4 protein-coding genes are annotated in these 17,446 nt (G+C 50.0%); all 4 read right to left on the bottom strand.

Annotation, left to right across the window (positions count from 1 at the left end):
* Positions 1 to 57: 57 nt before the first annotated feature.
* Positions 58 to 12,021, bottom strand: coding sequence for a hypothetical protein (locus tag OL444_RS15575; protein ID WP_264731884.1), 11,964 nt, complete (start codon positions 12,019 to 12,021; stop codon positions 58 to 60).
* A 66-nt stretch (positions 12,022 to 12,087) separates the two neighbouring features.
* Positions 12,088 to 15,609 carry a hypothetical protein gene (locus OL444_RS15570; RefSeq protein ID WP_264731885.1) on the bottom strand — a complete coding sequence of 1,174 codons (3,522 nt, stop codon included), beginning with the start codon at positions 15,607 to 15,609 and terminating at the stop codon, positions 12,088 to 12,090.
* Between the two features lie 213 nt (positions 15,610 to 15,822).
* Entirely contained in the window at positions 15,823 to 16,437 is a 615-nt protein-coding gene (locus OL444_RS15565) for a hypothetical protein (RefSeq protein WP_264752023.1), read from the bottom strand.
* Positions 16,438 to 16,619: 182 nt separating this feature from the next.
* Positions 16,620 to 17,288, bottom strand: coding sequence for a hypothetical protein (locus tag OL444_RS15560; RefSeq protein WP_264731887.1), 669 nt, complete (start codon positions 17,286 to 17,288; stop codon positions 16,620 to 16,622).
* Between the last annotated feature and the right edge of the window lie 158 nt (positions 17,289 to 17,446).

The following is a 17,446-nucleotide window of genomic DNA, read 5'->3' as shown; positions in this document are numbered from 1 at the left end:
CAGACAGGATGAAAAGATGGATCAACGGGTTGTTTTTTTCATCCTGTCTGTTGTTTTTCAGGAGGGCCAATCCGTTACATACTGGATTTCCAATACCAGGTTTCTGAGACGGATCAATGGCAATGGCTGTGCCGTCAGATTGGAGAAAAGTGTCAGGTCTATACATAAGGTACCTGCTTCCTGTACCGGCTGCAACGTAGCCGCCCACAACAAGATACTATCTGCCCAATCACGGATCATAGCGGATAGTTTTTTATCTGTGCCGGTATCATCTTTTACCCATATGCTTTCCATGGGTTGCATCATGACCGGTAAACTCACGGGTATCATACCATCGTTTAGTTGATAAGTATACAGACAGCTGGCCAGTACGCTGATAGTATCCTGTGAATTTTCTTTCAGCAGGGCATCAAACAAATTCGTCAGCTGTGCTGCCAGTGTAGTAATATTATAACCACTGCTGCCACTGTTGATCGCTGCAATATTGAGCAGCTGGGGACAGTCTGCCGCCGGATGATATGGATTGGCAAACGATACCGGTCCGGCCGTATAGATAAATGGTTCGCTGGAAGGCTTACCAGGTATCAGTTCCGCATTTCGTTTAAGCGTGGCCGTTGTAAGTGCATCCTGTCTGGCCAGCAGGTTCATTTCCGGTATTACCACCGTACGGTCCTGTATCACTTGTCCATCTGCGGCTTTCAGGATGGTACCGGTTCCTTCCTGCTCGTAGTAATAACAATAATCTCCTCCGCATGGCTGACTCAATGGCTGTGCCTTATAACCTGCAATGCGTACCTCCGGTTTACCGACGCCGGCAGGCGGCTTACCATAAATAGTTACCACCAGTGCTTTTACACTTTGTATGTCTGCGCTGCTTTCCCGGATGAAGAAGGAATACGGCAAGGCTTCGGTACTGCTGAAACGCGACAACGATGCGCTCATCGCCATGGCATTACCCTCCGAAGCAGCCACAATATGCTGTACCATCTCCAGGAAGGAAGTCAGTGCAATGGATACCGTTTCCAGCAACGGATCATTCGCGGGCGTACTGGCAGTAATCTGCGTGAGCTGGGTATTCAGTACCTTGTTCACGTCCGGATATACGGTAATAAATTCTGCCAGCTGCGGGAAGGCATCCAGCATTTCACTTGCTTTCATATTTCCATTATCTGCCACGTTGAAATCAATGGTCATATCCACTTCATCCTGCGGATAATGTACCGGCAGTGAATACTGTATGATATAACCCCAGTTCAGCATATCGCCGATACGACTGGCGTCCGGCGGACACTGGGCTTCTCCGTTTTGTTTTACCATCGCCGGTGCAGCCGGGAAGGCACGTAATATCATCGGCACCTGGAAGCGTTCCAGGTCGGCCGCCAACGGACTGTCTGCAGCTGCTATCACAAAACTCAGCCAGGAAGACGCTTCATATCCTTCGATATTGGGCAGGGTGCTGATCTGCTGTTCGATGGCTGATCCGGCGTAAGTAAGATCCAGATCTGCATAAGGCAGTATTTCATTATCTGTACCCCGCACCAGTTGCGGCGCGGTAATCAGGAATGGTAATGGTACGCTTGCATCCGGCCGCAACGCCAGCCGGCTGGCCGTGAAAATAAGGGTATCACTATTGTTGCCGCCATCCGGTACCGCCGTTACTTTCCGGGTATATGGCGCCAGCAGCAGCTGCCCGCTGACATCCCGCAACGTATTGCTGACAGTGACCTCCGTGGTATCTACTGTGACGTTGTTATCCAGTGTTAAGATCACACTGCGGGTATTGCTGGTATCCACCGCGGCGGTCAGGATACTCAGACTGCCGGAAACGGTATAATTAGCCACATTGCTGGCTGCCAGCGGATCTGGTGGTGTGGTGAAATACAAGTATACCACGGTGTATTCTTCCTGTTGTACAGCTGCATTCACCAGGCGGAAATTCCGGGTAAAGTTGCCAAACAGCCGGGGTGCTATGCCCACCGGTTTATCCGCTGTTACTGTGGCGTTGAACTGTACTGCCGCCTGCGTATTATAGGCGTTACTCAGTTTCACCAGCAACAATTGCCGGAAGGTCTCCTGTACATTGGTTGCATCAGGTGTCTCCCCTGCCAGCACCGGGATCATCCAGTTTTGAATGATGTTGGCCAATGCTGTTTTATTCTCCAGGATATCCTGCAGGTATCCCGTTCCTTTTTTCTGGTCCACCAGTTGAATGGCTGCTGTAAATTCAGGCGCCAATACACCATCTACACTGGTCAGGAACTGCTGGCCCCACTGGTCCATATCAATGTTCATAAAGTCCATGTAGGTGCTGGGGGTGCTGAAATCGATACCGGTTTCCGGTGAATAGGCATACACCGGTACCTCATGGCGGCTTTCCAGTTTATTGGAAATCGGCCGGGGTGCAAAGAGTGCCGGATTGCCTTTGTCATTGATCTGGTATCCCAGCGCAGTGGTTTTATCCAGGCCTAACCGCACGGCCCATACTTCACGTTTGCCGGCGGGCGCCAGCCGGTCGTTGCCGGTGGCCACTTTCAACACATACTTATCTTTTTCCGTCAACGCGGCTTCAAAGCGGGCCGCAAATACATTGAGACTTTTTGCATCGCTGCTATCCCCGGCTGTAAGCGGCGCGATGGCAGCAGCTACTGTGCGGATACCGCCTGTGGTGGCAAAATCGCCGGCTACGGCGCCACCGGTACGGGTGATAATGAAGTCAAGATCCAGCCGGAATAACTGCGCCGTATTCAGGTTTGTTTTTACGATCGGACACTGAATGAGGTGCCATGCTGCCGGCGGCGGTACGGTAGTTAACCCCTGCGCACGGTCAGCCAGGAACTGATAGATAGATACCAGCCAGGTTTGTACCAGGGCATCTGTCTGTGTAGCCGTCAGCGTATAGCTGCTTTGCAGCAAGGTAGTACTTACCGTATAGGCAATACCGTTAGGGTCTGTCAACTGGAAGTATAACTGCCGGTATACCTGCAGATCCTGTTGCGCCTGCTGGATCAGCGAAGAGCCGGATTCTTCCGGAATATCCGGATAGGTAAACTGCGCATTACCACTATAGGTACGGGTTTTATCAGCATTACTGATACCGTTGATGGTGAGTGTTATTTTTTTATCCTGCGGGATATTATCTACCTCCAGTGTAACGGCCGCATTACCGGTATCTAACGTTACCTTCTTAATGACTATCTGTGCATCCAGCTGATAGTTGTTCACGTCTGTAGCCGTTGCCGGGTCCAGCGTAGTGGTAAACTGCGCCTGCAGCGTGGTGGTGCCGGTGGCTTTGGCACGCAGCAATCCCTGATAGTAGCTGTCGCTGAAAGAACAATTGAGTTGTACCTGCGGCGTAGTGCCGTTACCGTTATTCACTTCCCATGATGTAGCAATCGATGGCCATTGATTCAGACCGATGATCGGATCGGTATAGCCAGTCAGTACCGGCGGCTGGTTCAGCGGAGCGCCGGAACCTGCCACTGGATTCGACAAGTCGGTGAACAAGCGGTTACCATAAAGATCCTGCCATGCAAAGTCTGCCTGCAGCAATTTGCCTAAGCCACGGTAAGGACTTTCTGCCGGATCCGGCAGGTTTTGCAGCCGGGCGGCCGCCTGTTTGGCGAAGCGGCTGTAGGGAACAGACACTGTGTATTCCCAGTCGTCGCCCACCTCCAGCTCTCTGGCATAGCGTATTTTATCGTCGCCGGCATCCGGTGCATCAGACAACGGAGAAGCCGGTAAGCCCAGGCTACTGCTATTGAAAAACGCATTGGCTGCTAACTGATAAGACAACAGGTTATAGGTATGTTGCAGGAACAGTTTGCCATAGTCTGCGGCAGCCGGATCATCCGGAATCGGCGCCGGTACAGGCCTTACCGCTTCCAGTCCTGCTACGCCGGCAGGTACGGTCGCGGTGCGGGTTACAGGTCCGCCGCTGACCAGGATGTTGCCGCCATCAGCAAAAATACCGGCCACCAGTTGGTTACTATCTGCCAGTACCGTCAACGAGGTACCGTAATAAGCCGCGATGCTTTCCAGGGTAGTTCCTCCTTTGCTGGTACCTACTGTTACCGGGATATCCGGTAAATATAAGGCGGTATAAAGCGGCAGTGCCGTCTGCCAGTCGGTGATCTGTGGATTGGCCGCTTTAATGGCGGCATCTGTGGTACCAAACCAGGCCGCAATAGCAGCGAGGTTACCTCCCGGCGTACTGCCTGCCGGGCCAACTTCATATACACCTTGTTTCACCTGCAGTACGATGGTGCTCCGCAGGGTAAGGGTCGTATTATCTGCGGCTACATCTGCCACATTACCATAATAATCATAAGCCAGTGCAGCAAGCGTCTGGCTGCTGTTGGCCGCTATAGTAACCGCATAAGGGTCCGCCTGGGTAAACACCACAGTATTGGTGGTATCAATGGCTTCTCCGGTAACAGTAGTATTCATATAGGCGGTTACGTTATTACGCAGGGCTGCGGTATCCGGTGCGGTATACAACACCACGAGCGACAGCACCGCTTCGTCTCTGTCGTTGAAAATACGGTCTGGTAAGCCTCTGTCGCTTTCACTGTTGTAGTAATAGAGGTAGTAACCACCACCACGGGTGATGCCTGCCTGCCATAACAGCCGGATAAAGTCTGCCGGCTGATTCAGCAATACGATTTCTTCCTGTGCCAGTACCACTGCTTTCGCGGCAGCATCCGGCCGGGTTTCGGTAGAAAGATTTACCTGGGCAATACCAATGGTGAGACTATCAATTACATCGGTTTGTATACCATTGGTAGTAGTACCGTTGGGATCTACCGGATACGCAAGCGTTAAGGTATGAATCAGACTGTTGTCGGTACCAATACCACTGACCATTTTTTCCAGGATGGCTACATTGCTGCCATCGGCGCCCATCACTTCATACGTATAGGCGGTATTCGGGCTATCCGGTACCAGTGGCACCCGTTTGATGGTAAAGGCCACGAGCGAACCATAGCCGTAATACTGTACCGGCGTATTTTTCATGGTGCGGGTAGCCTCATCAAAACGGCCCGTCAGCAGTTGTACACGCGGATCTGTTTTACGGGTAGCACGATCCGGCAATTGCAGCAAGGTATCCGGCAGCGGCCATATGGTGAGGGCAGGCACGCCTGGTGCTGTTCCGCCATAAGGCATCGGTACACTGGCGGCACTGTTCCAGGCAATCGCTGTTGTAAAAGGATAGGTGGCGGCCTCTCTGCTGAATACTTCCTGTGCGCCCAGCCAGGTAAGGCCGGTATCCAGGTTGTTGCCGGTAGCATACGTTCTGACACTGTTGATCCGTTTGGCATCTACAGAATCAGGGGCAATGCTGATCGTCAGCGTTGTTTTATCGGTACCGGCAAACTGCAGCCAGCCGGGGCCGCCGGTATTGGTGAATGTTATGTTAAACGGATCTTTACCGGTTAATGCCGGAATCGGAAACTGCTGTCCGGTAAGGGCATATAAACCCGCGTAGGATGGTAGTTTGTAATCACCGGCATTGCCCGTTACCCACATACCCGGGTAGTTCGGCGTTACGCCTTCCGTTGGTAACCGCAGCCCGGCCATGTAATACCGGGACGACATACCAGCCAGGTATTGTAAGCCGTGGGTAGCCTGTATTTCGCGAATCAGCTCTCCGGCTTCCATCTGCGATAACATCGCAATGTCTATGGTAGCACTGGCGTTGCTGTCGAACAGGTCGGTGACGGCGCCATTGGCGGTTGGCGTACCCAGTATCGCCAGGGTAATATTGAATTTCGCGGCGATGGTCTGCAGGTTATCACCCGCTGCTGTGTTGTATCCGAAAACAGGTACTTCCAGGGTGGCCACTGGCAACAACAGGTCAGCCAGTGTGGTGATATTTCCTTTCTGAATCAGGTCACTCACGGAAACGCCTATACTATCTGCTACCTGTTGCAGGGATTGTCCCGGCAAAGTGGTATACGGATCTTTTCCGGGATAGGTGATGATTACACCCGCCTGCAGGATATTGAGGGTAGCCGCATTGGCCGTTGCCAGGCTACTGCCGGTAAATCCTTTACCAAACAGCGGCAGGGCAGCAATGCTGTCGAAGGTATCTCCTGCCTGTATCAGGTAGGTTGCTTCCGCTATCTGTAATGTCTTATTCGTATTCAATGCCGCTGTAGCGTTATCGGTAAACAGGTGCGCCAGCGTATAGGTGTCATCGTGGGTAATTTTATGTACCTGGTCCACAATGCCCTGTGTACTTTGCCCCGGTATCAGATTATATTTATAATCCCGGAGGGCATCTCTGGCTGCCTGCAGCATCTGCCGGCAGATCAATACAAAATAGTCGCCGAAAATAAAGCTGCCTACAGATACCGCCGCGGTATCATTCAGGGCAAATGTTTCCTTCGCGGCAGGCGTTTTAGGCGCTACCTGTACCGCCAGGTCATTAAAGTAGGTGCGCAGGAATTTCGTATAGCCGGAAGCGGTATTGTTGTAGCCGCCGAAAGTATAGGACACACCTTTATAGCCCGTACCATAGGCGGGCACGCTCAATGTCAGTTCCGGTGGCACCGGGAAGTATACGGCATTCACATCTGCCGAAGGCGCCTGTACAGTCAGACTGAACTGTCCGGTCATAAAGCTGCTGATAGCTGTTGCCGGTATGGGTTCCGCCAGGTTTTCATCATTCAGATAGGCCAGGAATGCCACCAGTTGCAGATCTGTTACCACCTTGGTATCTACTTCGCCTCCGCTCACAGGTCCTGACTGCAGCGAAGCAATCGCCCAGCGGAAGATTTGTTTACAAAGGGTTTCAAAAGAAGTATCGCCCGCATCGGCATAGGCTTTCAACCGGGCGCTTACCCGATCCGCTGTGGCGGATTGTGGCGATTCGAGGAACAGCATGGCAACGTAACAAGCCACCTGGTCTGCCAGTTGTGTAGCAATGTCGCCGGCCATCGTGAGCCCCACGCCCATATAACCGGTTAAACCAACGGGTGTTGCCGGCGCCTGCAGGTTACTCCATACCGGGTTAAATACGGCCAGAGCAGCCAGCAGTTCCTGTCTTTCGTAGGACAACTGTCCGCGGCGCAGCAATGGCGCACTTATACGGGCGGCAGGTTTGCCCACCACATGCCACGGCGGCGTACCACCAATACCTCTGATGGTAATACCTTGTTGTATGCGTGCGGAGAAACTCAGGTGTATCTTTATTTTGAAAATACCCAGATTGATGGACACACTCAGGGAAACATCCACAGAAGCCGTAATGGATAATTCAATGTATTCATAAGGTGCAAAAGTCATCTGCACCAGCAACCGGATATCAATATTCAGTTCTGCCTTGATAATCTTAAAGTCGATACTGCCATAAAGCTTACCGATGATACCCACGGTACCCCGGAACCAGAAGTAATAGGATGTTTCCAGCTGGTTATTGGTGCCAATGGCATTCGTTGGCTGGTAAGGGTTAAACTTGGCCAGGATACCTTCCAGTATCGCTACCGCCGTAAGACTGAAACCGGCTTTCAGGATACCGGCATCAAAATCATATCCGAAGCCAAACTGGATACCAAATCCAAATACCAATACCGGGTTAAAAGTACCGTTGTCGATCTTGGGTACCCGGTTGGTAGTGGCGCTCGAAAGCTTACCGAAATAAAGGCCCACCGAACCCATTACCGGGATCGGAATACCGATCGGTGTCCAGATCAGCGTCTGGAAAGTAAAGGAGCGGGAGAAGTCTGCTTTCCACGGAAAGCCTATATCCACCTGAAAATCGCCGTTGGTATAGATCGCAATACCAAATACCGGCAGGGTGATATTAAACTGCCCCATTTTTATTTTACGCATGACATCCGGCAGCGCTATTTCTGCCTGATACACGCCTACACTTTCACTGATCTTTTTATACATGATCTGGAAGTCCAGCCCCTTGAATATCTTAGCGGGGGTACCTTCCAGGGCTATACGCAGTGCATATAAATTGGGATCATTAAACACTACCTGCAGCGTGAGGAAGTATTGGGCAGCAGCAGCCAGCTGCGCTTCTTTATCGCCACCTTCTTCCAGCTTCAGAATACCAAAGTCCATACCGGTGAGCCAGGAGCTGTTGGCATCCAGTTGTACGGCTGGTATTTCACCATCTTTGGTATCCGGCAGTTTCGCCATACAGGCAATGGCATCCTGTACTTTATCTGCCGTACGGAAACAATCCAGGGTAACATGTTGCCCCATGGCCAGCAGGCGCAGATCCAGGTATTTGTTGCCCTGGCCGGAAGGCGCCGGTGTGGTTTCCGGTTTGGCGGCATTCCATTTCTGCGGTTCACCAGGATTAGACTGCCAGAAGAAGGAACCTTTCAGTTCCACTATCACGCCATTATCTTCCGGATTCGCCGCACCAGACACATAGGATACACTGATCGCCTCTATGCGGGCAAAGCCCATATTGATAGGCCCGATGTTAATCTCGAAGCTGACTTTATTATCTGTGAAGTCGTATACCAGCTGTAATTTATTCAGCGGAATACTGTTCAGGATACTCCAGGGCGCTGATAGTCCAAAGGTGGTACCGGTAGCCCAGGAAATCATGGTTTCCACGATACTGCCCAGCGTAGTGGGTTTGTTGAAACCCAGTGTTGCAATTTTATGCAGTTTGTTATTGATGATTTTTTCTTCAATTTTTCCTGTGAGAATACCCCAGGAAATACCGTAGGATTTATAGGTAGGATCGAAGTTGTAAAAAATGGTTAGTTCAATATTATTCCAGCGGATACGGGCATTCAGGGTACCATAGTAACCCACTGCCATTTCCATACCCACCGCTGTCACGTAATGTACCCGTTTATCGTCCAGCAACAAGGGTACTGCGGCAGTGCCCAATGGTACGCGGGTCATCGTGGTCGTGGTCGTAGTGGCTTTACCGTTATAGCCTATTTTCATATCGCCGGTAAAGTCGCCCAGTGGCGTCACCCAGGCGCTGGCAGTTTTAGCGGTAAATTCCCAGGAGCTGCTGCCGGTAATAACAGTAATGCCTAAACCGTCGACCTGCAGGCTGAATACTTCCGGATCAGGCCTCCAGTCGGCGGGTAAATACCAGGTAATCATCTTCACCAGATCTACGGTACCGGAAGTTTGCTGCCCCATAAAGCGCCAGCCGTTATTGGCACCCAGGTAATCAGCGGTAAGTGTCAGTCCGATGCGGTCTGAATCAGGTAATACCAGCAAAGAACCGTTCAATGATCCGGTACGTAAAGCGTCGGTACCGTTCATGGTCATACCTACACTTTCGATCTGAAAGATAGTAGTGCCAGCCACCGTCAGCGGCCATTTCAACTCCAGTTGCAACAGTACGGCATAGTCGCCGGTATTCATCGCATAGTTGAAACTGAAATCTGTTACGACCGGCTCTTTACCACCAGGCCAGCCAGGTTGCAGGCCCGGCCAGAAAATATTAATCAGTTTATTGATAGGCAATGTGGGATCATAGAGTTGCCCCCGCAGTACCAGGTCCGGTACGGTAGCGGCGACTTCCAGCCGGGGATCGGTATCGCCGGTGCCTAAACGTAATTTAGCGCCCATCGTGGCGATGGTCTCCCGCTCTGCTAAAGAAGCAGGGTATCTCACCGATACCACTACATCAATATCTTCCAGCTGTAATACATCAAAGAAATTCCACGGCGTAGCCGTTTTTACATTAAAGGAAATATAGTCGATGGTGGTTTGCGCCTTGTTATAGGCAAACTCCATGTATTTAATACCTAACCCTGCCAATGCCTGAAATGGCCCTGGTATATACTGTAGCAGGTTAACGCCACCAGCTATACTAAAAAAGTCGGCGATGGTTTTCAGCTGTTCAAATTCTCCACGAATGAGTATCCGATCTTCTGCTATCGGAAAGTCCATCATCAGTTCAAAGTCTTTGCCTTTTATTTTACCACCGATGGCAGTAGCCGGCGGCAGATCGCCTTCCGATATGCGCGCCTGCAGGAACGGACTTTCAAAGATGATCCAGGGGATGTTGCCCAGGTTCCAGGGTAATCCGGCGGTAAAACGGGCCGAACTGAGTATATCGCCGAAAGAGAGGGTAAACAGGAATTTAGCAGTAGTCGTTAGTCCAAAAGCCCGGGTACTACCGGTCAGGGTTACACTTTCTGTGATCCCGTTTTGCTGTACGGCTTCCACTACAGGGGAAGTGATAATCAGCGTGCCGCCATAATCTGCCAGCAGACTGGTGTAAAAGTCATGAATATTACCTTCCGGGAAAATATCATCCAGCAGGTCTACCTCACCCGTAGCCGCTGCGGCTTGCAGTTTTTCATACAACACGGTCAGCGGATCATCATCGGCAGCAGCCTGTGTTGTTTGCTGGTTACCAACAAAAAAGCCTCTCATCATCTGATAAGCAGCACCCAGCGCTACGTTGAATTTATCATTCAGGTTATAGCCGGCCATTGGATCGGGCTGGCTGTAAAACTGTTTGAGGGCGCCAAAATAGATGAGATAGGGATTGCCGGGTACCTGCATCTCATTCATCGAATTACCCATGATCAGGGTGGGCGCATCCTTCCCTATCGTAGGCCAGGTATCCAGGCTGCTTTCTATCTGATCGGCAATACTTTGTAATTTTTTAACCGGCGCCAGGATGTTCTGACCACCCAGTAATCCTGTGGGATACAGAATTTCCTTACCACCGGGGCGATTGGCATTGAAATAGGGATTACCCGTATTGATGGCTACCACAGCGGTATTAGGGCCTTCAAAAACAGGCGGTAGTTTTACTTTACTCATGTAATAGTTAAACACCAGCGGCGGTACAAATCCCATCTGTAAAAACAAGACTCTTCTCGGTGCACCTGTGACCCAGGTGATCACTTCTTTCACATCCAACCCTGATTTCAGGTAGTCTGCCAACAGGTACTGGGTATCGACATCCTGAAAGTTGATGCTCCTTTTACGGTTTTCCCAGTTGAGTTTTTTCAGTGTCCAGGCTTCTCTTTCCAACCGCGTCGCATCGGGTAAAAAAGACATCGCACGGGCTAACTGTTCACCAATTGTTAACCCTCCCTTCAGCAGATAGCTGATATTGTTATAATGCATGATAAAATTCTCTTCCGGCTGATAATTACCGAAGTTGAGTATCAACGGCGGAAGAATAGGATGGAGTGCCGCATTTTCCAGGGCCGTTCTGACGGCCGCCATTTCCAGAAAAATCCGGTAATGGGTAGGCTTGGCAAAAGCGCATGCTTTGGGATAGTTGATACCATAGGTTAAAGTAGGCGCTATTTTACTGACTACCGGACCGCTCAGGAAATATTCGATGGCCTCCACCCTCCTTCTTATTTCATCCGAAAAGTCAGGCCCCTTGTAATAGTCCCAGTCTGCCTGCACCAGTTGCTTCACGGGCAGAAAGTAAGCCCGGTCCTTTATCAGCAATTGTTTGGTATCACCATCATCCAGGTTAATTTTCGCTACTTTTTTATTATCCGGCGTCAGCGATACCTGCAGATTATTTCCCGGCATCAGGTTTTGGGTGCCGCCGGCATCCATGGCCTCATAATTAAACGGTTGCAGGATAAGCGTCAGCGAGGATTTATAATCTTCATTCAGGTTAAATTGCACCAGGTCCCAGCCACCGGTAAAAGCCAGGAGTACCTGCTCCGCGGGTTTTACCTTATCGAAATTCAGGATGGCCACTGTGGCGCCATCCAGCCGACCCGTCAGCTGCCCTTTCAGTTCAGGCAGCAACGATAATATCTTGGGTAAGGGATCTTCCAATTCAGGGGTACCATCATAGTCATACCAGATTTCCACGGCACCGCTATATCCGAACCCGTTATATAAACCATTCGGTGCACCGGTTATTCTCCGGAGAATATTAATACTGGATGCCTGATGCCCATATCCGGGTGTGCCGTCTACCACTATGCGGATGGTAGCCTGCTGATTGATAATACCTGCCCAGGCGGCCAGGTTATTGGTCAACGTATCCCTATACTTAGTAGTTGTAACGTTATTCACGAGGTCAAACGGAGGAAACATGTGTGCCTGATTTAAACGGGTAAACAAATATTTTTACCAGCGGAAAGTGTTCAACAGCTGCTATCATCAGCTGGTAAGTGCTGGTTTGTTTTGCCGGTACATGGCGTACCAGCCCAGTCCGGAAGCCTTTCCGCCGGCATCCGGGTTGCCGAATAAATAAAATACCGTTGCACCATTCGGCGGTACCTTCAACAATCCGAAAAACTTGAGTGCGATTTCTGTAAACAACAACAGAAAAGATTTTTGCGTATCGTTATAGGTAAGCCTGATTTGGCCGATGGATAAATTCAATACGGTTTGTAAACTGATCAGCTTTGCGCCGCCACCGGTGCCTGGTAAGGCAATACCGAGCGCCGAACGGTAGTAGTTGTCTTCTGTACTGAGTGGCGACCAGGCGGTCAGTAAATAGGCATTCAGTCCTAATTTTCCGGCCAGCTCACCCGGTGTACCCAGGTTTAAACGGTACCGCAGCCCATACCAGGTATCGTCGCTGACATCCGACATCGCGAGATCCGGTATGACGCTCACATAACCATGCTCCTGTAAAGTAGACAGCGGTGCAGCTGTGAGTAGTCCCTGGAGATCCAGGGCGAAGTTGAGGAATAAGCAATTTTTACGGGGCGTACTTCTGCTGGTGTCAAAGGTAATCTCTGAGGTATTCAGGTTTAATTCTTTCAATGTCGGATCTGCAGCCGGGAACACCATACGTACGCCCAGGTTGCTGAACATCAGTCCTTTATTGGGTGCATCGCTGTTCGCATCATTTCCAAAAGAAAAAATATCAAAAACAGTATTATTGGTCGTATCTGCTACTATCTTAAAATCAATCATCCCCTGTAATCCAAACCAGGATTCCACCATTCCCTGATTATTACTGTTACGGGTACTCATCACCACATTCGTTACCTGTATCTTGTTGATGATATTACTGTTGAAGTAAAAAGTATTATCACCTGGCGCAGACAGATTGTAGATAATGCTCTTTCCATTCAGCTGGAAGCTACCACTCAGCAGGATGTTCCGGTATACATTCTGTTGGTCGGCCATGGCTGAAACAGGCATATTCAGGATTTCTGCCATCGTCAGCTGGGCAAGGCTTTCAAAGCTGCTCACGGCTGTACGTTCAAACAATACCTTTAAGGTCAGTAACCGGAAGTCATAGATAGCGGGCGTAGTGGGGGCAATCGTCACCGGATTATTATCGTCCACAAAATCCGGATCTACATAATAAATCAGGCCGAAGATATCGCCGGGATTATCTACTACGGCGCCCCCCTTCCCTTTCTTCACGGGATTGATCTGTATGCCCAGGTGATGTACATTAAATGAATCCGGTGCTGTCACGCCAGCCATGATGCCCAGCAGGTTTTCCGGTAGTTTGGAAATATCCATGCGCAGGAAAAGAATGCCGGTCCAGTTTTCACTCCTGGCAATCGTGTTAAACTGATCGAAGTATTTATTGTCGGTTTGTAAAGATGCCTGCAGGAAATAATTTTGTATCCACTGCGAGAGAATCACCAGCTGATCCGGATCGGGTGGCATCAGCTCTCCTTCCCGGTCTATGACCGAAGGGGATGCCATCTCCGCTCCCTGTGTCCATTGTGATGGATTGGCGGTCAGGCTGTTGATAAGGTCATCGGGATCAAATAATTTACCCCGTTTCCCTTTTACAATCATCACATTGCGGTAATCGTCGTAGCGGTTGGCAGTACCTACTGCAGCCGTCATTTCCCAGCTGCCGATACTCATTGTATTGTAGAAGGCGCCCTGGCCATTTCCTCCGCCACCAGCTGTACCCAGATAATCAGCATTGGCCACCACCAGCATCAGGTCACCGCTTTGCAGGGCAGTGATGAGGGCATCATCCGGCCGGGTGAATTTCAGCGTATATTCCTTTCCGTTATCTGTGTTCTTTCCCAGAAACACTTCTTCCCACGTTAATACACCTGCCGTAGTACTGGTAGTCACCAGCAAACCGGAAGGCGTTGTAGCCGTAGCGATGTTCGTATCGGCCAGCATTGCTCTGCCAGCGGCGGCACTGGTGCCTGCCCCCGACAACTTACTTACATATTTTCTGCGCACCGGGCTTACCAGCGTATTCTCAAAGTCTTCCAGCTGCGTAGCAGAAAAGGTAGCGCCATTCTTGGTGAAAACCGCACCGGTATAAGGTATCAGCGGGAAGGTAACGGTATCGTTTGTCCGAACGGTAAAGCCGGGGGTGACGTGTCCGAAAATATCGGTAAAGGTATCTGTTACAAAAGAGTCGACGCCAAAGAGGGCCGATCCTTTGGGTTGCGCCACATAGGCAACGGTATTGCCTTCTCCGGGTACCACGGTAGCCCAGGCGGTGGTATAGGTGGTATCCAGCAAGGGGGCGTCCGGTTCCTGCGGCGCTTTTACCGGCGACGCCATTTCAAACGGGAATACCGGCGCATAGGCGGGCTGCCCCGATAAAAAACGGAGGGTATCACCCGGTTGGTCAGTCAGCTGCGGCAGGAGGCTGAAAAATTCGGTTCCCTGCCAGCCTCCCATCAGGAATTGTGGTTGTCCGGCTTTGGCGCCGGCAATCACCGGGGTAAAGTCTCCTTCCGGTGTTACAATAAACTGTTCATTCACCAGCGCATAGTTGCCTCTGGCAAATACCAGCCGGGCGGGCATGGCGCCTGTAGCTACGGGCAGCAGTTGTACCTGTGTACCATATACCGTACGGTAAAAAGAAGACAATACGGTGGTGGTGTTATCATCATTCAATCCGCTGAAACCAAACCAGGTACGCCTGCTGGCATAAGCGCCACTGATCGTACAGGTACCGGTGGTACAGGGATTAAACACCTCGTTGTATACATCCGTCGGATCTATGTTTATCGTAAATCCCAGGAAATCATCCGGGTCCGGCACGTAATCTGCCAGCGGCAACCACGACGATAGCAAGGTAACCCCATCAGCCGCTGTATACAACAGTTGAAATCCCCATGTCATATTTTCGTATAGTGCCTGGCGTTGTATGGCGGCGCCGAATTGCACCGTCCCCATCAAAGATCCGCTGAAAGCCAGCGTACCCATGATAGGACTTCTCATAGCCGGCGACATATTTCCGCTGAAACTGATGTGGTACTGATAATCCTGCAGGTTACCAATCACGATGACAGGCGTACTGCCGGTTTGCCACGACAACTCCATCCCGTTATCCATGGTTAGTGCAAGACCAGGCGCCAGCAGGGCCGTAAATGATGTATTCAGGGCGCTGCCATCTGCTTTGATGCCAACAGCCGGCGCGGTGTCCTTGTTGATGATATGCAGGTCCTGCAACCATACCAATGCCCGGTAGAGATTTTTATTTCCCAGCACATTATATATCGCCGTCAGAAAAGCAGTGATATCAGCAGGAGAAGATAGTACGGGCGTAGCCGCAGAAAATACAAAGGTACCGGCGTAAGCCGTGTTACTCCAGGCATCTTTCAACTCAATGGTATCTTTACCAGGTGGCGCGATAGCAGCCGGGATGACAAAGGCTATAAAGCCTTTATCATCCGCTGCATTATCCGATACGTATAAACGGTCATCGCTGCTTTTACGGAAAAAGTCCATGAGGGTTTTATTTCGGTAGTGATGAAAATGGGGCTAACCGGCAGTATACACCACTTAAAGGGCAGCGCATACCCATCCTGTTCAATGGGGAAAGGAACCGGTTAAATAGCTCATTACCCGCAAAGACAGTGCGGCCTGCATTTTCCGTTCTGGTGATACGGACTACATTCACTTATCCCACACTGGTTAACGGGTATACTGCGTGTAGGGATGTTAGTTAGTAAAGGAAGCAGAACAAGCCAGCGCAGACTGCGTACTACCACCCGAAGATTTAAAGCCGCTCATGAACAGACCAATGGTATAGCTGGTGCCGATACCGATGCTCACATTGTTAAAACCGGTGGTACCCTTGGCCACATTGGGACTGATTTGAATGGCGGCAGTAGGAGGCGTACCATAGAGATCAGGATTTAATCCTCTCCACAGGCCGGCCCATGCCCCATTTGCGGTAGGTGTAACGCCATCCGGCAGGCTAAAGTCAAATAATACAGAGGTAGATCCTACATAAATATTCTCAATACTGGAACTGAATACCGTATTGGCACCAGTAGAACCCAGTGGTATGTAGGCAGTAGCGCAGATATTCCCAAATTGCTGTACCGTAGACCCGGTCAGCTCCTGCCCTACTGCATAGCCGATAATGTAATCGCTTTTAGTAATGCTCAGGTTGAGGAAATTGGCGTCGCCACTGGGCGTATCTGTAGAGATAGTCTGGATACCGTTTTTACCCGGACTGGTACTCCAGGGTATGGAGGAAAAGTTTTGCCAGATGGCGAGAAAGTTATTGTTTGTTTTAGGGCGGTTACCCGGCATCGTGTTATAAGACAAAAAGATTGCATCCGTGGTTACTCTGATAATAGAGATTTTTGTTTGGTACACAAGCTGGGACTGAACTTGAATGAGGGTTTCTTGTTCCATGATGGTAATTTTGGGAGGTGAGAAAAGAAGTCGCTTAACGAGTCGTGTGTTGTCTTCTAATGAATCTTATTCTGAGGGAGATAAATGCATTATTACTCGGACATCAGGAAATTAGCAGTGCTGAAATTGAGGATGGCCGCAGCTGATGAGTAAGCTGCTCCTGTAAAATAAATAAGGGTATAGTTGGAATTGATGCCCAGCTGTATGTTATTGATGCCTACGCTGCCTTCCGTGTTATTCGTATAAATAGGTGTATATCCAATTGGGTCGGGCGCGTTATAAGGAGATACCAAGCCTTTCCAGATGCCTATCCAGTTGTTGTATTGATTAGGGAGATATCCTGCCAGTGTCTGATAATGGATTGTAATAGATGTTGTGCCTATATTCTGAATACTGATACTGATGTGTTGAGGAGTGACAATCATTCCACCCAGGGAAATAGTGTTGGAACACGCGATATTGGTAACATCAGGTCCTACACTGTATCCAACTATGTAGGAAGATCTGGTAATAACCAGTCCTTGTAATACCACCGAGCCTGTCTGTGCATTAATCCCTATATCCACAAAGGTAATGGGTGGCACATTCCAGGGTATCATCGAAGCTTCCCAGATAGCTATATAGTTCTCGTAGGTAGCTGGCTGATTTGCCGGCAGGCCACTATATTTAACGGTAACGGTGTCTGAGGTATAGTCAGTGATAATAGCTGAGCAGGTATACAAATCAGAAGTACCAAATACAACAGCAAGGTGACTAGTCATAGTTTGGGAATTTACCGTTAATGGTCTGAGGATGCACACTGGTTACTTTTAACCGGCCATGAAAGTAGGATAAAAAAGAGATAGATAAAATTTTTATTTTCCGGCTTTATTTGATATTTTTTAATAACCGGTAAAATATTCGCCGGTAGCAGCTTGAA

Origin of the sequence: Chitinophaga nivalis (assembly GCF_025989125.1) — a bacterium.
Taxonomy (GTDB): Bacteria; Bacteroidota; Bacteroidia; order Chitinophagales; family Chitinophagaceae; genus Chitinophaga; species Chitinophaga nivalis.
The sequence above is the reverse complement of the archived record's forward strand: the minus strand, read 5'-3'. Positions and strand labels throughout refer to the sequence as shown.

Coding starts and splice junctions, on each gene's coding strand:
- OL444_RS15575 (WP_264731884.1), bottom strand. CDS start 12,021: ATGTTTCCTCCGTTTGACCTCGTGAATAACGTTACAACTACTAAGTAT.
- OL444_RS15560 (WP_264731887.1), bottom strand. CDS start 17,288: ATGACTAGTCACCTTGCTGTTGTATTTGGTACTTCTGATTTGTATACC.
- OL444_RS15570 (WP_264731885.1), bottom strand. CDS start 15,609: ATGGACTTTTTCCGTAAAAGCAGCGATGACCGTTTATACGTATCGGAT.